At 54.5% G+C, this 21,019-nt stretch carries 19 protein-coding genes; 12 read left to right on the top strand and 7 right to left on the bottom strand.

Annotation, left to right across the window (positions count from 1 at the left end):
• Positions 1 to 15: 15 nt before the first annotated feature.
• The 4 genes from CEJ42_RS14735 (at position 16) to CEJ42_RS24590 (ending at position 3,660) form a co-directional block, all read left to right on the top strand.
• Entirely contained in the window at positions 16 to 1,143 is a 1,128-nt protein-coding gene (locus CEJ42_RS14735; protein ID WP_088751582.1) for a porin, read from the top strand.
• A 747-nt stretch (positions 1,144 to 1,890) separates the two neighbouring features.
• Positions 1,891 to 2,703: a TIGR04255 family protein gene (locus CEJ42_RS14740; protein ID WP_088751583.1), complete on the top strand. Its 813-nt coding sequence runs from the start codon at positions 1,891 to 1,893 to the stop codon at positions 2,701 to 2,703.
• Entirely contained in the window at positions 2,703 to 3,215 is a 513-nt protein-coding gene (locus tag CEJ42_RS14745; RefSeq protein ID WP_088751584.1) for a hypothetical protein, read from the top strand. Before CEJ42_RS14740 ends, CEJ42_RS14745 begins: the two co-directional genes overlap by 1 nt.
• Positions 3,190 to 3,660 carry a hypothetical protein gene (locus CEJ42_RS24590; protein WP_129587732.1) on the top strand — a complete coding sequence of 157 codons (471 nt, stop codon included), beginning with the start codon at positions 3,190 to 3,192 and terminating at the stop codon, positions 3,658 to 3,660. The genes CEJ42_RS14745 and CEJ42_RS24590 overlap by 26 nt, the downstream gene beginning before the upstream one ends.
• A gap of 44 nt (positions 3,661 to 3,704) precedes the next feature.
• On the opposite strand, the gene CEJ42_RS14750 is transcribed toward CEJ42_RS24590, so the two are convergent.
• From CEJ42_RS14750 to CEJ42_RS14780, 7 genes are all read right to left on the bottom strand, one after another.
• Entirely contained in the window at positions 3,705 to 6,281 is a 2,577-nt protein-coding gene (locus tag CEJ42_RS14750) for a heavy metal translocating P-type ATPase (RefSeq protein WP_088751585.1), read from the bottom strand.
• 63 nt (positions 6,282 to 6,344) lie between these two features.
• Positions 6,345 to 6,668, bottom strand: a complete 324-nt coding sequence (locus CEJ42_RS25435; RefSeq protein ID WP_165774441.1) for a zinc ribbon domain-containing protein — start codon at positions 6,666 to 6,668, stop codon at positions 6,345 to 6,347.
• Positions 6,669 to 6,737: 69 nt separating this feature from the next.
• Positions 6,738 to 7,247: a DUF6328 family protein gene (locus CEJ42_RS25255; RefSeq protein ID WP_050470579.1), complete on the bottom strand. Its 510-nt coding sequence runs from the start codon at positions 7,245 to 7,247 to the stop codon at positions 6,738 to 6,740.
• Between the two features lie 111 nt (positions 7,248 to 7,358).
• Complete coding sequence (locus tag CEJ42_RS14765; RefSeq protein ID WP_088751586.1) at positions 7,359 to 7,967, bottom strand: phosphoheptose isomerase; 609 nt, start codon at positions 7,965 to 7,967, stop codon at positions 7,359 to 7,361.
• A gap of 169 nt (positions 7,968 to 8,136) precedes the next feature.
• Positions 8,137 to 9,756 (bottom strand): phosphoethanolamine transferase, encoded by a 1,620-nt coding sequence (locus CEJ42_RS14770; protein ID WP_231602649.1) that lies wholly within the window; start codon positions 9,754 to 9,756, stop codon positions 8,137 to 8,139.
• Between the two features lie 129 nt (positions 9,757 to 9,885).
• Complete coding sequence (locus CEJ42_RS14775) at positions 9,886 to 11,307, bottom strand: heavy metal sensor histidine kinase (protein WP_243397868.1); 1,422 nt, start codon at positions 11,305 to 11,307, stop codon at positions 9,886 to 9,888.
• Entirely contained in the window at positions 11,304 to 11,975 is a 672-nt protein-coding gene (locus tag CEJ42_RS14780; protein WP_050470583.1) for a heavy metal response regulator transcription factor, read from the bottom strand. Before CEJ42_RS14780 ends, CEJ42_RS14775 begins: the two co-directional genes overlap by 4 nt.
• Before the next feature lie 196 nt (positions 11,976 to 12,171).
• Between CEJ42_RS14780 and CEJ42_RS14785 the strand changes: the two genes are divergently transcribed.
• From CEJ42_RS14785 to CEJ42_RS14820, 8 genes are all read left to right on the top strand, one after another.
• Positions 12,172 to 12,462: a DUF4148 domain-containing protein gene (locus CEJ42_RS14785; protein ID WP_050470719.1), complete on the top strand. Its 291-nt coding sequence runs from the start codon at positions 12,172 to 12,174 to the stop codon at positions 12,460 to 12,462.
• Positions 12,463 to 12,543: 81 nt separating this feature from the next.
• Positions 12,544 to 12,897 carry a cobalt transporter gene (locus tag CEJ42_RS14790; RefSeq protein ID WP_088751589.1) on the top strand — a complete coding sequence of 118 codons (354 nt, stop codon included), beginning with the start codon at positions 12,544 to 12,546 and terminating at the stop codon, positions 12,895 to 12,897.
• 66 nt (positions 12,898 to 12,963) lie between these two features.
• Positions 12,964 to 14,250 (top strand): TolC family protein, encoded by a 1,287-nt coding sequence (locus tag CEJ42_RS14795; protein WP_088751590.1) that lies wholly within the window; start codon positions 12,964 to 12,966, stop codon positions 14,248 to 14,250.
• Positions 14,251 to 14,258: 8 nt separating this feature from the next.
• Positions 14,259 to 15,818 (top strand): efflux RND transporter periplasmic adaptor subunit, encoded by a 1,560-nt coding sequence (locus CEJ42_RS14800; protein WP_165774442.1) that lies wholly within the window; start codon positions 14,259 to 14,261, stop codon positions 15,816 to 15,818.
• A 29-nt stretch (positions 15,819 to 15,847) separates the two neighbouring features.
• A complete protein-coding gene (locus CEJ42_RS14805; RefSeq protein ID WP_088751591.1) occupies positions 15,848 to 19,051 on the top strand; it encodes a CusA/CzcA family heavy metal efflux RND transporter in 3,204 nt (1,067 codons plus the stop codon).
• A 9-nt stretch (positions 19,052 to 19,060) separates the two neighbouring features.
• A complete protein-coding gene (locus CEJ42_RS14810) occupies positions 19,061 to 19,999 on the top strand; it encodes a cation diffusion facilitator family transporter (protein WP_088751592.1) in 939 nt (312 codons plus the stop codon).
• Complete coding sequence (locus tag CEJ42_RS14815) at positions 19,983 to 20,504, top strand: DUF2846 domain-containing protein (protein ID WP_129587733.1); 522 nt, start codon at positions 19,983 to 19,985, stop codon at positions 20,502 to 20,504. The genes CEJ42_RS14810 and CEJ42_RS14815 overlap by 17 nt, the downstream gene beginning before the upstream one ends.
• Before the next feature lie 160 nt (positions 20,505 to 20,664).
• Positions 20,665 to 20,997, top strand: a complete 333-nt coding sequence (locus CEJ42_RS14820) for a CzcE family metal-binding protein (protein WP_088751594.1) — start codon at positions 20,665 to 20,667, stop codon at positions 20,995 to 20,997.
• Positions 20,998 to 21,019: the final 22 nt, after the last annotated feature.

Here is a 21,019-nt window from a genome sequence, read left to right on the forward strand (position 1 = left end):
ACTATCGGGAGTTATATGAATAAGAAGGTTATCGCACTTGCCCTCCTCGGCCTGGGTGCATCCGTCGCACACGCACAAAGCAGCGTCACCATCTACGGTATCGTTGATACTAGCCTGTCGTACAGCTCGAACGTCAAAAATGCCGCTGGCACCAGCAATGGTTCGCGCTTCGGCCTCGAATCGGGTAGCTTGTCCAGCTCGCGCATCGGTTTCAAGGGCGTGGAAGATCTGGGCGGCGGTCTGAAAGCGTTGTTCGTGCTGGAGAACGGTTTCAATGCTGACACTGGCGGCATGGGTGACTCGACTCGCCTGTTTGATCGTAAGTCGGTCGTCGGTCTGCAAGGCTCCTTCGGTACTGTCACCGTGGGCCGTCAAGCTGACTTCCTGGACGAGATTGGCTCCAGATACACTTCGGCTCAATCCTTCGGTCAAAACGGCCAGAAGGGCGCGCACGCCGACAACCTGGACCGCACCTCGACTGGTCGTAACGATAACTCCGTCCGCTTCGATACCGCCAACCTGAGCGGCTTCACCGGCAGTCTGTACTACGCTTTCGGTGAGCAAGCAGGTCAAACGTCGGCTGGCCAAGCCTACGGCATCGGTGGTAATTACAGCAACGGTGCTTTCGGCGTCGGAGCTGGCTATTACCAGTCGAAGCTGACCAACGCGTCGAACGGCTTCCAGCCTGGCAACACCGACGTCAAGACTTTCACCATCGGTACCAGCTACCAGTTTGGTCCGGCAAAGCTGTATGGCGCCTGGTCGCAAGGTAAGCGCCAAGCTTTAGGTAACTCCGCCGCTGCGTTGCCATCTGTCGGCGCCGCTCGCAGGGCCAACATTTTCGACATCGGTGTGGATTACACGCTGAATCAAAACCTGCATCTGCTGGCCAGCGTGATCTATAACCGCATGGATTTCAACCGCGCAGCCGGTAGCACCCTGTCGAATTCGGGCAAGGTCACCCAGTTCAACTTGGGCGTGGACTACTTCCTGTCCAAGCGCACCGACGTATACGCGCTGTGGAGCAACCTGCGCGCTTCCAACGTGACCAATCCTGGCGTGTTGAACGGCGCCGGCAACATCGCGCCGATGGACGACTCGACTCAAAACGTAATTCGCGTGGGTCTCCGTCACAAGTTCTAAATGTGACGTGTAGATGGTCTTGAGAGGAGCAGTACTTGATACGGTGTTGCCTTAGCGGGCAACACCGTTTTTTTAGAGGGTGTTGAGTTGCATCGAAAAACGACCCACTTTCCCCGGAAATATGCATCCTAAGTTGCCCCATGTTTAGACCACAATCTTGCTCATCACAGCGAGCGGGAGAACGGAGTAATAGACGTGGCCCTACTTGGAATTATTCGACGCTGGTACATCCGAGATCGCATCTCGATCAGGAAAATCTCCCGCTGGCTGGACATCTCCCGAAACACGGTTGGTCGCTATATCCGATCTAGAGCGATCGAGCAGTCCTACCCCTCTAGGAAATCATCCAGCGCCTGGGATGACTTCGCGCCTCGACTTTCAGCCTGGCGCAGCGCTGAGGCAGTCAAATCGCGCAAGCAGAGACGATGAACTTAAGAGAGTTGGGATATGAAGGGTCTTATGACTGCGTGGCAGCCTTCGGGATGCAATGGAAGGTGGGTCAAATAGAGAGGGGCAATTCTGCGAGAAAATCAACGCGCCGCAAACTCAGGCTCCACTTGATGCAATAAAGAATTGCAATTCGGTAATCTGCTTTGAAAATTAATAGTTGATTTTTTGCATTACCTAGTAATCTTCCTAGTATTGCAAAATAGTAGAACTGCTATAATTTTTTGTCGTACGGCCGTACCTGCAAAGGCCAAGCCAGAATAAAACCAATATTAATCTCACCGGAAGACATCTTTGTCCATGTCCGTAGCAAGGCCAGACGGTTTGCCAGATTTCTTGAATCCACCACTCAACGAAGTGGTGATGGGGGTTCAATTTTCGCGGCCCAAGGGCTATCAACAGATCTATGCTGGTCAAGTATGGCAACTGTTCAAGGATCAATATCCTGTAGTCCAAGAGCAGCCGGCCCTTCCTCCTGCCTTCGAAACCTTTGGTCTCCAGCAGCAAATATTTCCGCCGCCACCAGGATTTGGTTTTTTTTCCGGTGCTATGCACGACAGATTTTGGTTCTTGACCTCCAAAGGGGAGGAACTACTGCAGTTTCAAGAAGATAAGCTGCTGCATAACTGGCGCAAGATCGGCGATGAAACCAATGAATATCCACGTTTCGAGTCGGTCATTGATCGATTTGGCGATGAGCTAGGCAAGCTGCAGGAATTCATGACTACGTTGAGTGGACAGCAGCTCTTGATAAACCAATGTGAGGTTTCATATATAAACCACATTGTTTTCACAGAAGCTCTTCCAACGCCGCAGCACTGGCTGAATTTCGTAAATTTCCAGAGCATTTCTCCTAATGACGTATCGATGGTTTTGAGGGAAACCATCTTGGACGATGAGCAGCGACCGCAAGCTAGGCTTACGTACGAGATCAGTATCGGCCAAAAATCTGGACAGCAAATGATGAATCTGGGAATTACATTTAGAGGAATTCCCAAGACGCCTAATCTGCCTGATGTCCTTGCGTTTTTGAATGCCGGCCGATTGAGGATTGTGACGCGATTTGCTGAAATAACTACAACGGCCGCTCACGAATACTGGGGGAAAAAGTAATGCAATTTGCTAACAACTCGTTTTTCTTTGCCTATCCGATTGCTGGGACGTTACCTGCCTCGTCACGCAATGTCCGCAATTTGCCTGGAGTGCCGACACGGGCCATTGTCGCCGAACTTGAATACGAGTGGCGTCCGATGGTGAGCGACAGGCTGGAAAAACTCATTCGTCTTGAGCACGGATGGGATGGTTATCGTGCGGAGCCGGTGTCGTTTGACAACGCCAGTTTCGCACTCCGAATGCTTGAAAAGATCTGTCCGTCGGACTCCCCTACGCCCCAAATCGTGCCTGGTCGGAATGGAGACTTGCAGATTGAATGGCACACTGAAACTGGCGATATCGAGCTCCACGTTCGCGGCCCCAATGACGTCCACGCTTGGCGATGCATCCAAGGTGATGATGAAGATGGATTTGAAATGAACCTCACCAATGATTTCATTGAGGTTAGCCGCTGGATTACGAACCTGATGACGACGGGGGAAGAGATTGCCGCTAACGCCGCCGCTGCGTGACGATCAAGGGAAAGTCATTCCACATGATCACCCAGAGATTTTGAATGACTCCGGTATCATTCGCCGGGTTCACGAGGAGTTTGTCGTTACCGATCCGAAAGCACGTTCTGGTCGGCGCCTCTCCACCAGTACCTTGAGCGCGTCAAGCGGCGAAAATGGAGGAATGTCGGTAGATCTGGAGCAGCTTATTCTGGAAGCTGGTCAGGTCCCTGCCGATTATGTGACAACACCCCGATGGATCGCCTCAGTTCGTTTTCAAGCGCATCAGCTTCGCGCGGCAGGATTTCAGATTGGCTATGATCCAGTTCCAGAGTCACCAACGGAACAAGCTAATCCTTGTCATGGGCAAGTTTGGGGGAATTTCACCAAAGGTGTTCAGAAGCGTCTCTTGAAGCAGTGTGATTGGTTGGTTCCCCATGAGGGGGCAGATATCTGCTGCGAATGAGCCGGCCGACTACTTCTGCTGCCTGTCATCTAACCTCAAAACACTCATGCCCGCACTTGCGGGCTTCTTTTTGAATAAGCGAGCAATCGCAGGGCATTAAAGACGACGATCAAAGTGGAGCCCTCATGCATCGCCACTGCAACACCAATACTTAAGCCGAAAATGGTTGCTGGTACCAGGAACGCAACGACGCCCAGGCTGATGAAGACGTTTTGCCGGATGACACTTCGAGTATGCCGGCTCAAGTCGACAGCGAAAGGAAGATTCTTCAGGTCATCTGCCATCAATGCCACATCGGCAGTCTCCAGGGCGACGTCCGAGCCAGCAGCGCCCATGGCAATGCCCACCGTTGAATTAGCCATAGCCGGAGCATCATTGACTCCATCACCAACCATTGCAACCTTGGTTGTTTGGCGAAGTTTACGAATGGCTTCAACCTTATCTTCAGGCATCAGATTGCCCCAGGCCTCGTCGAGGCCGACTTCGCTGGCTACTGCATCGGCAACCTTTTGGTGGTCTCCGGAGATCATGATCATTCGGGTAATCCCAATCTCACGCAGCTCCTGCAGTGCTCCCTTGGCATCGGCCCGTGGCGTATCCATCAGTCCGATTGTCCCCAGATCGCGCTGACCATGCCGTACTACCATCGTGGTCCTGCCGTTTTCACGCAGTTTCTCAACAGCGGATATGGTTGCTGTATCTAAGGCGGGGACGTCGTCGCTGCCGAACATCTCCAGCTTGCCAATCCAAACCGTCTCGCCGGCGATGGTTGCGGTAACCCCGCGGCCAGTCAGGCTTTTAATGTCCAGCGCATTTGGTGGATTCTGAGAAGAGCCCAAATGTTTCTTCGCGTCTCGGGTGATCGCCGTTGCAAGAGGGTGGTCGCTCTGCGATTCGACCGCCAGCGCAACATTGAGGAGTTCTTCGACTGCAATTCCTTCGGCCGGTATGACATCGGTGATGCGAGGCCGCCCTTCGGTCAGGGTGCCCGTTTTATCAAATGCGATGGCGCTGAGGGAACCAAGTTCTTCAAGTGGTGCGCCGCCTTTGATGAGAACGCCGCTGCGTGCAGCACGAGCAATGCCTGACAACACGGCGCTAGGAGTGGCAATGGCGAGCGCGCACGGGCTTGCTGCGACCAGAACCGCCATCGCGCGATAGAAACTATCCCGGAAGGGCTCGTCGACGACGACCCATGCGAACAGCAGAAGGAATGCCAGGGCAAGAACGGCCGGGACAAAGACACGCTCGAACTTGTCGGTGAAGCGTTGCGTAGCCGACTTTCGTGTTTCTGCCTCACTCACCATCTTGACCACTCTGGCCAGCGCAGATTCACTGGAGCGACGTGTTACCTCGATCTCAATGGCGCCGGCGCCGTTGATTGTGCCTGCGAACGCCTTGGAGTCGCTCGGCACTCCATCTGGTCGGGCGCGGGCCAAGTCGACGTCGTCGACTGGGCGCTTATCGACGGGGATGCTCTCCCCGGTAACTGGGGCTTGGTTAATCGCGGAGTTGCCAACAACGATAAATCCGTCTGCTGGCAGGCGCTCGTTCGGGCGCACCAACACAACGTCGCCGACTCGCAGCTCCTCGACCCGGATTTCCGTAATCTGCCCGTCTCTACGTACGGAGGCTACTTCGGGGGCCAACTTGGCCAGGGCTTCGATCGCGCGCTTTGCCCTACCCATGGCGTAGTGTTCTAGTGCATGCCCCAGGCTGAACAGGAACAGCAGAAGCGCGCCCTCTGCCCACGATCCCAACGCTGCGGCACCGGCCGCAGCGACCAGCATCAGCGTATCGATTTCGAAACGCTTAAGCCGAATATTGTCGACGGCTTCCCGGACAGTGTAGAAGCCACCGAAGAAATATGCCGAAATGAAGCACGCCATGGGAAGCCAGGCCGGCATGCCAGCAACGAATCTTTCAATGACCCAGCCGATGCCCAGGAGCGCGCCACATAAGAGCGAAAAGATCAGCTCCGTGTTGGCGCCAAGCATGCCGCCATGTTCATGAGAGTGCTCAGTATCCTTTCCTCCATGTTCGGCGTGACTCGAGCCATGGGCATGCGAGTGCTTATGGGCGCCGCCATCTTCGTCATCCGTATGGGGGTGCTGATGATCGTGTGTATCTTCTTGCTCTTCTGCAGGAGGAGAATTTTCGGCCGCAACACTTTGATCAAGAATCTTCACACCCAGGCTCTTCAATGCAGCCGTGAGTTTCGGTATATCGCACTGCTGGCGATCAAAATCAACATGTACGCTGCTCGTGGTGGCGACGTCTGCGGCTAACACACCAGGTAGCTTTTGCAGATGGTCCGCAATAGTTCGGGCCCGCCGTTGATGGTTGATTCCGCTGACCTTCCAGACTACGTGCGCATAGCGTTCAGAAACCTTTGCACCTGCAGCGGTCACGATTTCTCGAATGCGACCAAAGGGCAATTGCGCGGTGTCATAGTGGACGCACAGCTGTGACACTCCGGCACCACGAGGCGGACGGACATGGACATTAACTACGCCGGCCTGTGTTCCGATTTCGTCGATGAGGCGTCGAACACAGACGTCGTTTGCATCTTCAACATCTGGGAGCAAAACGGGAATATCGAGGCGTAGTTTTGTTGTCATGATTACTCTTGGCGGTGATTCGTGGCCTAAGCCGTTAAAAGGGAGGAGCTTTCCACGCTGCAGTTATGTGGAAGAGGTCCCACATTGGCCGCAAAACTTGGTGCCAGACGGCATTCCGCTACCACACTGAGTACAAGCGATGGCTGTTAGGCCGCTGCCACACTCGTGGCAAAACCTGGCGCCAGGACTGCTGACGGTGAAGCACCGCGGGCAGCTAGTGCCGATCGGAGTGGCACTCCGCCCGCGTCCAGTGGGGGGCGGGCTATACCTGCTGTGACCGCCGTGTTCGCTACTGCCATATTGATTGTTGTTGCCGTGGTGGCCGGTATCGCCATGCCGGCGCTTTTCGCCATGGTGGCGTCCGATTATTTTGCGAAGAAAACTCACGTGTACTCCGTTATAAAATGAAGACGCCAAATGAACGGCTTACATGACGTCATTGAAAAATCCCGCCTTCTAGATATCAGACCCATTACGTATGACTAACGGGCGAGTGCCTGAAAGGTCGCGGAGAAATCTGAGTGGCAGCAGCCACCAAAGCGAGAAGATCAACACTCCGGTCCCCATAGCGAACCAGACGCCACGAAGATGCCCGAAGACTTGCGAGACGACCAGGTTGCTCGCTAAGACGAGCGCAAACGAGAGTGATACCGCGCCGCATAACATCTGGCGTGAAGCTAGCGTCTTGAAGCGTGAACGATCCCGGAGAGGACGTAATATCCGATGCTGCACTGCCGGGGCGGCAAACAGAACTAGGCTAGTTAGTGAGCAGCAGAATGTGGCCAGGAATATCCACTTTTCTGATTCAACGATCTGTGAGAATCCGCTGTTAAATGGCAGCGTAATGAGGAACGCGGTCAGTAACTGGGCAGCGGGTAACAGGACGCGCAATTCGTTGAGAAGATCGGAAAGATCTCCGTCTCCTTCAAAATCTTCGCGATCTTCCTCAGTATGGGATGAAGTCATTTTTCTGTTTCAGTCGCAAGTGGATTACCCGTGGCGGTGGGGTATTGAAATAGATTTTACCGAGGCAATATCGAGAAAAAGATTGCGTAGTTATTACAAGTTTGTAATCTTTTAACCTCCGTGGTCGTGACCTGGGACAGATCCGAACAGCAAGTTATCTATGCCATCGCATAGGCAATGCAGGGCTGTGAGATGCACCTCTTGAATATGCGCTGTGCGTTCATGTGGAACGCAGATATGGATGTCCAGCGGTGTGAGCAATCTGCCTAGCTGACCACCGCCTTTGCCCGTGAGCGCAACAACTTGCATCCCCTGTTGATGGGCTTCCTGCACAGCTGCGAGGATGTTCTCGGAGTTTCCGGACGTAGAAAAGACCAACAAGAGGTCCCCGCTGCGACCTAACGCCTGAACCTGCTTGGAGAATATTTCCTGATTCCCATAGTCGTTGCAGATTGCGGTCAGGATTGAGGTATCAGTGGTGAGCGAGATGGCAGGAAGAGGTTTGCGTTCGCGCTCGAAGCGACCTACCAGCTCCGCCGCAAAATGCTGACTATCGGCGGCCGAGCCACCATTGCCACAGGAAAGAATTTTCGATCCCCGGGCTAACGTAGCTGATATTGCTTTAATGGCATCGAGAATGGGCCCTTCAAGAGACTGGACTGCATCGATCTTGAGTTGAGCACTCGCGTGAAAATGCTCGGCAATTCGAGACTTCTCCATGTTGATTCTCCCCCGGTATCGACCATAAAGAAGGTTGGAGAAATGCAGAAATGAATGATTCCAAGATCATTTATTAATTTTCTGTCAGATTTGATCTCGAGCTTGGTTGATGGCACTGACACGATGCTTTCCATCTGGCTGTTCTCTGTCCGCTACGCGTTTCGCGGCTCTAGGAGCCGGCCTTCGCCGGTGGCTGGTTGAACGTCACTGTCCGTGGCAAATACGGACGTCCGTTTATTCTGCGTAGTCCGTTGGAGAAGTCTTCGCTGACAAAAGCGTCACTCATGATGTCCCGAGACGACGAGTAGTAACGAGATTCGACCTTGAGTAATCCCATGATGGTGTGTTCAAGATGGTCCGTTTGATAGGGGCGATTTTCTAGAATTGCTTTGTCGACGGCATTCTTTCCTGAGAATGACCTGGTCCAGAGAAGCATGGGGATTTCATAACCGGAAGGATCCGCGACCGATTGCCCTGCATGATCTCTCGTGTGACCTACTTCCTGGCCGTGGTCGGCACTAAAGAGCAGGCTTGCCGCCCCGGGGGAAGATGCCATGGTGCTCTTGATCATGCTTGCCACGACGAAGTCGTTGTAGGCGATCGCGTTGTCATATTCGTTGCGCAACTGTCGGATCCAGATTGAGCGTCCTGCAGCTGAAAGCTGTTCTGCGACGGCATCATTGACGTCGTTGAATTTGGCGTATGACGATGGGTAACGCATGTCGTAGGTGGGGTGAGCGCCAAGCAGATGCACGACAATGAGCTTCTTGGGGGCCGGATTGGTTAGTGCGGCTTCAAGTCCAGGTAATAGGTTTCCGTCGAAATTGTTCTCTCCGCGGCCGGCGCCCTTGTTGATGAATAGCTTCTCATCTGCACGCTCGGAGACAAGACCGAGCCAGCCGTCATTCGGGACCTGATTAGAAATCCAGAATGTCTTGTAACCAGCCTCCTTGGCTAACATTAAAACATCAGGCTTGCTATTCCACGCGTCAGGGGAAACAAGATCGGCAGGCGTGAACATCTTCATCAGCGACGACATGGTAGCCGGCTCTGATGAGATCACATCTTGGAAGACGATCAGCTGGTTTCGCATTGCGTCCAGCATAGGGGTAGTTCTACGGTCATAGCCATATAGCGACATATTGCTGCGATTCGTGCTTTCCCCGATTAGCCAAACAACCGTGTTCTTGGCTGGGCCGGTGTACTGTACCTTCCACTCGGACCGTTGTGCCATATTGCGGGCAACGATTTGCTGCATGTCTTGTGCCTGCTTTAGTTGGCTGCGATAGTCCATGTATCGAATTGGCCAGAACAAAGCAGGATTTTCTTTCGCCATCGTGGGATTGAAATGCAATGCCAGGAAGGCCGTTAGTAGAAGCCCTATGCTGATGAAGCCGGACCTGCGTAGCGTGTTCAACGGCAAGCGTGCTTCCCTGAAGGATAAGCATTTCTCGAACCAGAAGATCCAAGCGCCGACGAACAAAAAGATTCCTCCCGCCTCCGCCAGCTTCCGCCAGTTGTGCAGGAAGAACTCGTTGGTCTCGTCGGGATTAGTGTTGAAAATTGCGTGCAAAACGAGAATCGGATTCGGCCGAAGGCCGAAGTAGTCGCGCAAGAATCCCTTCAAGGCGGCGTCGAAGAAGAATAGAGAAATGATTCCTAGACTAACAACAGTCAGCCACCGCGGGCGCAAACGGAAATAGGGGACTGCGATAAATATACCGGCAATTCCGGGCAGGCTGGTGGACATCAAGACCGTGCTTTTGGCGAATTCGTTGGCACTGATCATGCCTAGCATCCAAAAGGCAGCAAGCCCGCTAATGCCCAGGAGCAGCCGATATCCAAGTCGTTTCAACTTAAATTACTCTCTAGAATGATGGGAGTTGGCGAGCGCCCATTGCCTCGCCGATGGTAGTGGTCAGACGCCTTTGGGGCGCATGATCTTGGCTTCTTTGAAGAACGTAAGGCTGAAGATTGTCCGCTCACCTTGGATGCTCTTGACGGCTGCTTCGCCGCCGTGCAACGTCATGATTGAGCGTACGATCGCCAGCCCGAGTCCACTGGATCCGCTCGCACTGCTGCGTGACGGATCTGCCCGATAGAAGCGGTCGAAGATTCGCCCAACGACGTCGGGAGGGATTCCCTCTCCAGGATTGGATACTGTCAGGATGGTCGCATTACCTACGTCTGTTGCTTCAACCCGGATAATGCGCTCCTCAGGTGTGTATCGGATTGCATTGGAAATTAGATTGCCAACTGCCCTGCGCAAAAGCATCGGGTCGGCGAAAATCTCTCCTGTTCCACCGACGACAATCCGGACCTTCGCTTCTTCAGCAATGCCCTCGAAGTAATCTGCAATCTTGGCCAATTCGTCTTCGACATTGAGCATCTGAGGCTTTACGGCGACATGGGCGTTTTCTGCCCTCGCCAGGAACAGCATGCTTTCCATCATCCGCGCCAAGCGCTCATATTCCTCGATGTTGGAGCTGAGTAGGCCCTGATACTCTTCAATAGATCGTTGCTTACCCAGAGCGACTTGCGTCTGCACCATCAGGTTGTTGAGCGGGGTGCGTAAATCGTGCGCCAGATCTGCCGAGAACTGCGTCAACTGCTCAAAGCTACGATGTAGGCGATCCAGCATCGCGTTGAATGATTCAACGATGTCGTGCAGTTCCTTGGGGGCCGAGCGGATGTCTAGCCTGGTGTCGAGCCGATTTGCCGAAATCGCATGCGTCTGTGCGGCCATTAACCTCAGCGGTCGAAGTCCGCCGCGAACAAGGAAGAAGCTCAAGAGAGTTGCGAGAAGCGTACCGATCGACGCTGCGTACCATACCTCCGTACGATATTCGGAGAGCAGTTCCATGCGGTCAGAAGCAGTGCGCGCCACCACCACTATGGTCTCCTCGCCGGCGCTGGTCTTGGGCTTACTGGCGATTAGACGTGCGCTGGCACCGTCTAAGTCGATGCTTTGAAGGGCATTGACTTGAGCTGTTTTGAGACTGTTGAAGAGTGGTGTCCCCACTCCAGATCGGCCAACATAGTTCTTTAAGATGGTGGCGCCGGAGGAATCTGTGATGAGTACCAAGAGCTGGTCGTGGCCGCTAATGGTATCCAACATGGCATGCTTATTTCCCCTGATGCTTTCGATTGAGCCTGCTTCTTGTACCAAGTGATCAATCGAGCGGCTTTTGCCTATAAGCTCTTCATCGTCTCGACGCTCCAGCTGAACGTATAACGAGTGATAAAGATAAGTGCCAACAGCCGCGAATGTGATAATCGCCACTAGTGCAAATAGAGCCACTAGACGTGATGTCATCGAAGCTGGGTTTCTGGAGTTCAATTTCGCGCCTCAAACACGTAGCCCATGCCCCAGGCGGTATGAAGCAGTTTGCTCTCGAAGCCGTCGTCAAGTTTCACGCGTAGTCGGCGCACGGCGACGTCGACGACGTTGGTATCGCTGTCGAAGTTCATGTCCCAGACTTGCGAGGCTATTTGAGGCCGGGAGAGCACTTCTCCTGGCCGGCGAATCAGCATGTGCAGTAAGGCAAATTCTTTAGCGGTCAAATCGATTCGCTGTCCATCCCGCGTAACTTTGCGTCGAAGTACATCCAGCTGCACGCCGGCATATTCGATGATGTCAGATTCACGGCTCGGGCCGCGGCGTAGCAACGTTCGTACCCTTGCGAGCAACTCCGTGAACGCAAATGGCTTGACCAGGTAGTCGTCTGCGCCCAGTTCTAAGCCCTTCACGCGATCCTCGATTTCATCGCGAGCAGTGAGAAAGAGCACCGGTGTATCGTGGGTGCGGCGCAATTCTCGCAAAATGTCCCAGCCGTTCATGCCTGGCAACATCACGTCCAGAATAATGAGCTTGTATTCCAGCGTCTGTGCGTTATGCAGGCCGTCAATTCCTGATTGCACCCAGTCGACAACAAAACCCGACTCGGTAAGGCCACGGCGTAGGTAATCCCCAGATTTTGGTTCGTCTTCTACCAGCAAGATGTGCATGATTTGGTTCCTCGAATACGTCGATATTCTGACCGAGCCTGCCGCTGCATTCATTACAAATCTGTAATAACTCAGCAATCTTTCTGTTCGGACCTCCTCCGTAGAATTCATTCCAACGATGCGCCACACAAGGAGTTGGCGGTCGAAACCGCCTGGATCAGGCGATCTTTTGAACTACCATTCTAGGAGTAATGACATGAAAGCAACCCAAATTCTCTTCGGCGCCATGGTTACCGTTTTGTCGGTGTCCGCCTTCGCGCAATCGACCGTTAAGACCGAAGCCGAACGCGATCAAGCGAACCTGAGCGCTCGCAACAACTACCCGGTGATCAAGTTCGAAAGCACCAAGACCCGCGCCGATGTGGTGGCCGAGCTGGAGGCTGCACGCCTGGGCAAGCCGGTTCAAGCCGCTGCTGAAAAGCCGAACGTCGCCGGCAGCCCGGCCCAAAGCAAGGCCTTTGACTTGCCGCTGTACAACGGTGCATAATCGCCGCCGATTAATGGCCATGTTGCACATTAACCTCATAGCTGCCGATCGGGACGGTCGGTAGCTATAATCCTTCAGACCATGCGCTCATTCATTATCTTGCTTGCTTTGTTGTTGCCGATGCAGCTCACTTGGGCAGCAATGGCATCGTATTGCCAAGGGGAAAATGATCGTGTGCCGACCCATATCGGCCATCATGAGCATCCTTCGGTGAAGGCCGATAAGCATGCTGGTACTGAAAAAACTAAGGCGGGCGACAACGACGTCGGCTGCTCTCTGTGCCACTTTTCGTGCATGAAATCGGTGCAGATCTACAGCTCGAGCGTGATTGTTCCGCCGGCTGTCGAACAAAAATCGCATTTAGGCTACTCTCCGCATCCCACCTCCCATATCGCCGACGGGCCCGATAAGCCCAATTGGCAGCTCGCCGCTTAACTCGGCGAGGACAATCCACACACAACTGCACTCGCCGAATTCCCCTTCTTAACACTGGAGAATTCGATGTATCGGCACAGCTTTTTGCTGGCGCTGGCGCTTCTTGCAGCCAGCACTAGCCACGCGCAATCAACGGCGCCTGGAAACACAGAACAAATTCAATCCTATACGGCTTCATCCCTGGTGAAAGAGCCGCGGTTGTTGTCGCTCCCAGCAGCTATTAACTTAGCGTTCGATCAGAACAAGGGTCTGGCTGCGGCGCGCAAGGAAATCGAGGCCGTAGAGGCGACCATCATTCAGGCCGGCGCGCGGCCGAACCCTGAGTTCTCGGCTCTGATGGAGGACACACGTAAGTCCACCAGGACTACGACCTATCTGATCAACCAGCCAATCGAATTGGGTGATAAGCGCAGTGCCCGTATCGAAGCGGCCCAACGTGCGCGCGACATGGCCTTGCTCGGATACTCGGCCAAACGCACCGAGATTCGCGCAGGCGTCGTTGCCGCTTACTACGACGTGATGGTGGCCACGGAGCGCCAGCGTCTGGCGAAGGAGCTGCTTGGTCTGGCGAAGACCGCAGCAGATATGGCCGGACGTCGGGTGACGGCCGGGAAGATCTCTCCTGTCGAGCAAACCAAGGCCAAGGTGGCCGAAGCCAGCGCGCAGCTCGAGCTCAATCAAGCTGACAGCGAGTTGATTCTGGCCCAGAAAAAACTGGCGATGTTCTGGGGATCTGTGGGCAATGAATTCCAGCTCACGGACGGTGGGGTCGAGACGCTGCCGGAACTGCCGGCAATCGCCCAACTGACCGAAAAGGTCGCCATCGGTCCCGCGGTCAAGCTTGCGCAGCTTGAAGTTGAACGTCGCCGTGCGCTTGCCAAGATCGAGAGTAGCAAGCGTATCCCCGATGTGAATCTCACCTTCGGCAACAAGCGTGATGAGTCGGCCGCTAGAAATATGTGGGTGGTCGGTATCTCCATGCCTATTCCAGTCTTCGACAGCAACAAGGGCAATGAGCTCGAAGCCCTGAAGCGTGTTGATAAGGCACGCGACGAGCTGTCCATCGTTGAAGTGCAGATGCAGAGCGAGGCCGCACAGAGCTTCGAGCGCCTGCGCAATGCCAGGGAAGAGGCAGCCGCACTGCGCGGTGAAATTGTTCCCGGAGCACAAAGTGCCTATCAGGCAGCACGAACAGGTTTCGAACTGGGGAAGTTCGGATACCTGGACGTGCTTGACGCGCAACGCACCTTCTTCCAAGCCAAAGCGCAGTACTGGAAAGCGCTTTCCACGGCATTCCAAGCAGCCGCCGACCTGGATCGTCTGGCCGGCACTGAGACACCTTCAGCTGAGTGAGATTAAACATGACCAAGAAGCAAAAGCTCGCCATTGCGGCGATCATCGCCATCGCCGCACTGTTGTCCGGCGTAACCCTGATGAAGGGAGGCAGCTCGGGCGGGGGCGGAGAAAAATCGTCTGCGCATCAAGAAGAAAGTGGCCATAAGGACAATGAGCACCATGGCGAAGACAAAAGTAGCGAGCACAAGGATTCTGCTGAGCATGGCGATGGCGAGCACCACAGCGCCGCACCCAGCAAGGGACCGCATGGAGGCTCGCTCTTTAAGGTAGGCGCTTCATCCTTCGAAGTATTGCTGTCTGAGAGCGATGGCGCCCTGGTGGTCTATCCCTATCAATCTGATACACCACTTTCCCCTACTGTCGTGAAGTTGGCGGCAACGCTGACCCGACCAGGAAAGGCGGCTGAGAAGTTGGAATTCCAGGTAGAGAAGGACTCTCTGAAGGCGACCACGCCGGTCGAAGAGCCGCATCTGTTTGACATTAAGTTCGACGCATCGACCCCCGCTGGCTCGCACCAGTTCACCCTTTCCAAAGAGGAGGGGAAGATCGAGTTGAACAAGGAGCAGATGGCATCGGCTGGCATTCAGGTAAAGACGGCCGGCGCGATGAAGATGAACAGCAGTTTGCAGCTGCCGGGTGAAATCCGATTCAACGAAGATCGCACCGCCCACGTCGTCCCCCAAGTCGCCGGTATCGTGGAATCCGTTTCTGCGAACCTCGGCCAGAAGGTGAAAAAGGGGCAGGTACTGGCTGTCGTCATTAGTAGCGCTATTTCGGAACAGCGCTCGGAGTTGTTGAACGCTGAACAGCGCCTCGCCCTGGCAAAGACCGCTTATCAGCGAGAAAAGGGCCTGTGGGAGCAGAAGATCTCTGCTGAACAAGACTATCTGCAAGCACAGACAACGCTGCACGAAGCAGAAGTCGCAGTGCGCAACGCGCAGCAAAAACTTCGTGCTATCGGAGCTTCGCCTTCTTCGGGTGGTTTGAATCGCTACGAAATTCGTGCGCCCTTCGATGGCACGGTGGTCGAAAAGCACCTGGGTCTTGGTGAAGCGGTACGAGAAGACGCAAATGCGTTCTTGATTTCTGACCTCTCCAGCGTGTGGGCAGAGATCATCGTTACGCCCAAGGACATGCAGATCGTGCGCGTAGGCGAGAAGGTCGTTGTACGCGCCACCGCCTTCGACTCGAGCACCAGCGGGAAGATCTCTTACGTTGGATCCCTGATCGGCGAGCAAAGCCGAACCGCGAAAGCTCACGTCGTTCTGCCCAACAAAGATGACAGCTGGCGTCCAGGTCTGTTCGTGAACGTTGAAGTCGTTTCGGACGAAGGCCAAGTGCCGGTGGCCGTGGTTGCTGATGCAATCCAGACCGTCGATGAAAAGAGCGTCGTGTTCGTGCGCATGCCAGGTGGATTCGCAGCGCAGGAGGTCACGCTCGGCCGCTCCAATGGGAAGTTCGTGGAGATCAAGTCCGGTCTGGACGCAGGTGTCGAATATGCCGCTACCGGAAGCTTCGCTATTAAGGCTGAGTTGGGTAAGGGCACCGCAGAACACGGCCATTAAATCTGGCGTTTTCGAGAAAGACGACAATCATGTTTGAACGAATTATTCGCTTCGCCATCGAGCATCGATGGCTGGTCCTGCTCGCGGTGCTCGGGATGGGCGCATATGGTGTGTACAGCTATCAGAAGCTGCCCATCGATGCGGTACCGGATATCACCAATGTGCAGGTGCAGATCAACACGGCCGCACCAGGCTATTCTCCATTGGAGACCGAGCAGCGTATTAGCTATCCGATCGAGACAGTAATGTCCGGCCTGCCCAATCTGGAGCAGGTCCGCTCCATGTCGCGCTACGGCCTGTCTCAGGTTATCGTGGTGTTCAAAGACGGCACCGACATCTACTTTGCCCGTCAGCTCGTTAACGAACGCATTCAGCAGGCAAGAAGCCAGCTTCCGGCTGGGATCGACCCTGGAATGGGGCCTATATCGACGGGTCTTGGCGAAATCTACCTGTGGACGGTTGAGGCCAAGGATGACGCGCGAAAGGCGGACGGAACCCCCTATACGCCCACGGACCTGCGAGAGATCCAAGATTGGGTCATCAAGCCCCAGTTGCGCTTGGTTCCGGGCGTCACCGAAATCAACACCATCGGTGGCTATGCCAAGGAATATCTGATCGCTCCTTCGGCTGAGAAACTGGCGTCCTATGGCTTGACAATGGATAGCATCGTCAAGGCTGTAGAGAAGAATAACAACAACGTCGGTGCCGGCTATATTGAGCGCCGCGGCGAACAATATCTGATTCGTGCGCCAGGGCAGGTGGGCTCTATCGAGGACATCAGCAACATCATCCTCTCCAACGTGAAGGGTATCCCCATCCGTGTGCGCGATGTCGCCAACGTAGATATCGGTAAGGAGTTGCGTACGGGTGCTGCGACCGAGAACGGTCGTGAGGTGGTGCTGGGTACTGTCTTCATGCTGATCGGCGAGAACAGCCGTAAGGTTTCGCAAGCGGTCGACAAGAAGATGCAGGAAATCAACCGTACGCTGCCCCAAGGCGTTGAAGCTGTCACAGTCTACGATCGTACCGTTCTGGTCGACAAGGCGATTGCAACGGTGAAGAAGAACCTGGTCGAAGGTGCACTCCTGGTGGTGGCGGTGCTGTTTGTCTTCCTGGGGAACATCCGGGCGGCGATCATCACGGCAACCGTGATTCCGTTGGCCATGCTCTTCACCTTCACCGGTATGGTGTCCAATAAGGTGAGCGCAAACTTGCTCAGCTTAGGCGCACTCGACTTCGGCATCATCATTGACGGCGCCGTCGTGATCGTGGAGAACTGCGTCCGGCGACTGGCTCATGCACAGGAACACCACGGTCGCACATTGACTCGCAGCGAACGATTCCATGAAGTTTTCGCTGCGGCCAAGGAAGCTCGCCGGCCGCTGCTGTTCGGCCAGATCATTATTATGATCGTCTACCTGCCGATGTTTGCTCTGACCGGCGTCGAAGGAAAGATGTTTACGCCGATGGCATTTACGGTCGTTGCAGCCCTGATCGGCGCAATGATTCTGTCGGTGACCTTCATTCCTGCAGCTATCGCTCTGTTCATCGGCGAAAAGGTCGCTGAAAAAGAGAACTTCATCATGGTGGGGGCGAAGCGGCTGTACGAGCCGATGCTGAAGGTCATCATGGAGAACAAGGCAGTGGTTCTGACCTTTGCCGCTGCACTGATCGTCGTTTGCGGCGTGGTGGCTACCCGTCTGGGGTCAGAGTTCGTGCCTAGCCTGAATGAAGGTGATATCGCCATTCAGGCACTCCGTATTCCTGGCACCAGTCTGACGCAGTCCATCGAAATGCAAAAGACGATCGAGAAGACGCTGAAGAAGAAATTCCCGGAGGTGGAGCGAGTCTTTGCTCGTTCTGGTACGGCGGAAGTTGCGTCCGATCCGATGCCGCCTAACATTTCTGACGGTTACATCATGCTGAAGCCCGAGGCTCAGTGGCCTGAGCCGAAGCGAACGCATGCGGAGCTGCTGACTGCTATCCAGGAAGAAGTTTCGAAGATTCCAGGCAATAACTACGAGTTCTCGCAGCCAATTCAGCTGCGCTTCAATGAGCTGATCTCGGGTGTTCGAAGCGACGTGGCGGTGAAGATCTTCGGCGACGACATGAACGTGCTCAACGAGACCGCTGGCAAGATTTCGGCTGTCTTAGAGAAGATTCCTGGCGCCACCGAGGTGAAGATCGAGCAAACGACCGGCTTGCCGATGTTGACCGTCAACATCGATCGCCAGAAGACCGCGCGTTATGGTCTGAATGTCTCTGACATTCAGGACACGATTGCCACGGCCATTGGCGGTAAGGAAGCCGGAACCCTGTTCCAGGGCGACCGTCGATTCGGTATTGTCGTCCGTCTGCCTGATAACTCTCGGACAGACCTGGAAGCCATCCGCCGGTTGCCAATAGCGTTGCCGCTGCAGGACGGAAACACCAGGACCAGCTATGTTCCGTTGGGTGAGGTTGCTGCGCTGGACATCGCCCCGGGACCGAACCAGATTAGCCGAGAGGATGGTAAGCGCCGTATTGTGGTTAGCGCCAACGTCCGTGGCCGAGATCTGGGTGGCTTCGTTGCAGATGCAGAGCGCCAGCTGCAGGCCCAAGTCAAGATCCCCACTGGCTATTGGACCACCTGGGGCGGGCAGTTTGAGAACTTGCAGTCTGCTACGCAGCGTCTTCAGATCGTGATTCCGGTGGCCTTGTTGATGGTCTTCGTGCTGCTGTTTGTCATGTTCAACAACGCCAAGGACGGTATGCTGGTGTTCACGGGTATCCCATTCGCACTCACCGGGGGCATTCTTGCTCTGGCGCTGCGTGATATTCCGATGTCGATTTCGGCAGCAGTTGGTTTCATCGCGTTGTCAGGGGTGGCGGTGCTGAACGGTTTGGTGATGATTTCCTTCATTCGTAGTTTGCGTGAAGAAGGTCGGTCGCTGGATCAGGCCATTCATGAAGGGGCGATGACGCGTCTTCGTCCAGTGCTGATGACCGCGCTGGTTGCATCGCTGGGCTTTGTACCGATGGCACTGGCTACTGGAACGGGCGCAGAAGTGCAACGTCCGCTGGCGACTGTTGTTATCGGTGGCATTCTGTCTTCGACCGCGTTGACGCTGCTGGTGTTGCCGCTGCTGTATAAGTTGGCACATAACAAGGACGAAGATGAGGCCCCGGCAGAAACCGGCACACGTCGACCGTTCTGGAAGTTCTGGGCAAAACGTTCTTCCACCGCAAACTAAGAGGAAAAAATGGGACAAGGACATTCGCACGTTCCTCCGCAAGGAGGTAATGAAAGGGCGCTGAAGATCGCACTGGCCCTGACGTCGACGTTTCTGATTGCAGAGGCCGTTGCGGGTGTTCTTACCCAAAGCCTTGCGTTGATCTCCGACGCTGCACACATGCTTACAGACAGTGCAGCGTTGGCGATCGCTCTATTCGCAATCCGGATCGGCAAGCGACCGGCAGATGCGAAGCGCACTTTTGGCTATGCACGTTACGAGATCCTGGCCGCGCTTTTCAATGCGGTTATGCTCTTCGCAGTGGCAATCTACATCCTGGTCGAGGCATACAAGAGATTTACGTCACCTCCCGAGATTCAGTCGGGGGCTATGCTTGTAGTGGCCGTTCTGGGGCTGATTATTAATTTGATCAGCATGCGCATGTTGACGTCGCGAAAAGATGAAAGCCTGAACGTTAAAGGGGCGTATCTGGAAGTATGGAGCGACATGCTGGGATCGGTGGGTGTCATCGCAGGTGCGCTGATCATCCGATTCACCGGTTGGGATTGGGTAGATACCGTCATCGCCGTAGCGATCGGTCTGTGGGTGCTGCCGCGTACATGGACGTTGCTGAAAGAGAGTATCAACGTTTTGCTGGAGGCAACACCTGCACACGTGAATCCCGACGAAATCCAGGAAGCAATCCTGGGAGTTGAAGGAGCTCAATCAATTCACGATCTTCACATCTGGTCCATCTCGAACGACAAGGTGAGTTTGACTGCTCACGTTGTCTACGACCCCCGCACATATAACATCGAAGTACTCGGAAAGATCCGGAAGTTGTTAGCTGAAAAATTCGACATTCATCACGTCACCATTCAATTGGAAGACCTGCCATGCGAGCAGGCGGCTGAACAGCACACCTTTTCTCCGATCGGTAAGGAGGGCGAAAATGATCATCAACACTAGCCGTTGGCTCAAACTATCATTGATAGCCACATTAGCAACTTTGATCTCTGCTTGTGCGACCCCCGCACGTGACACCGTGCCGTGCACGATACAGCAGCAGCACGCGCGCTGTGTCGCGGTTCCGGTGCATGACGATGAGCATGAAGATGAGGCCAAGGCGCTGACGCCGGCGCCGGAGGGATTCGGCTATCTCTACATAACGAGGCCATATGCGCAGCAGCGTAGCGTTAAGGCTAAGTTGTTTGTGAATGATGTATTTCTTGCGGAGCTTGGGCCGAAGAGCTTTGCTCGCATCAAGATTCGGCAAGGGGTGTACCGGATTAAGATCACCGCCGAAAAAACTGAAGACGTCTTTATTTCGGTAGGAATGAAGAAGGAGACATTCTTGGAATATCAAATCGCAGAGCACTTCTTTTCGACGGAACCCAGTATCAAGCTGGTCAGCAAGGAGCGAGCGAAAGAAAGCATGCAACCACTTGATATGGTGGTTTCACGGAACGACTGAAATCGCGAGGAGTTAAAGAGGGAGGACGCATTTATGCGTCCTTTTTTTTGGATCCAAAATTATTACGCAATCGTAATAATTTAGTTCGATTTTGGTAATTGGTGCCTCTCTACAATGAACTCATCGTCAAAACGATATTTCACCCCAAAGGAGGTTCACCATGAAGTTCAATTTTTCCAAGGCCGCAATTGCCGCAACCCTGCTGATGTCCTTCGCCGGCGCCAATGCCATGGCTCAAGTCGCAGACCCGTTTGGCACTCCCGCCAATAGCGCGATGCCGGAGCGCGAAATCGCCATGAGCAATTCGACCAAGTACGTCAACGTCGCCCAGGGCGAAGTCGTGAAGTTCGTCTCGCACGGCAAGAGCTTCACCTGGAAGTTCGATACCTTCGGCATGCAGCCGTTCTCGTTCTCGAAGATCGCCCCGCAAGGCTTTGACGGAGCCAACGCCACCGTCTACCTGGGCACCAACCCGCTGTACCGTGGCCATTGATCGGTGAGGCTTGCCGATATTG

The organism is Herbaspirillum robiniae, from assembly GCF_002213415.1.
GTDB lineage: Bacteria > Pseudomonadota > Gammaproteobacteria > Burkholderiales > Burkholderiaceae_D > Herbaspirillum > Herbaspirillum robiniae.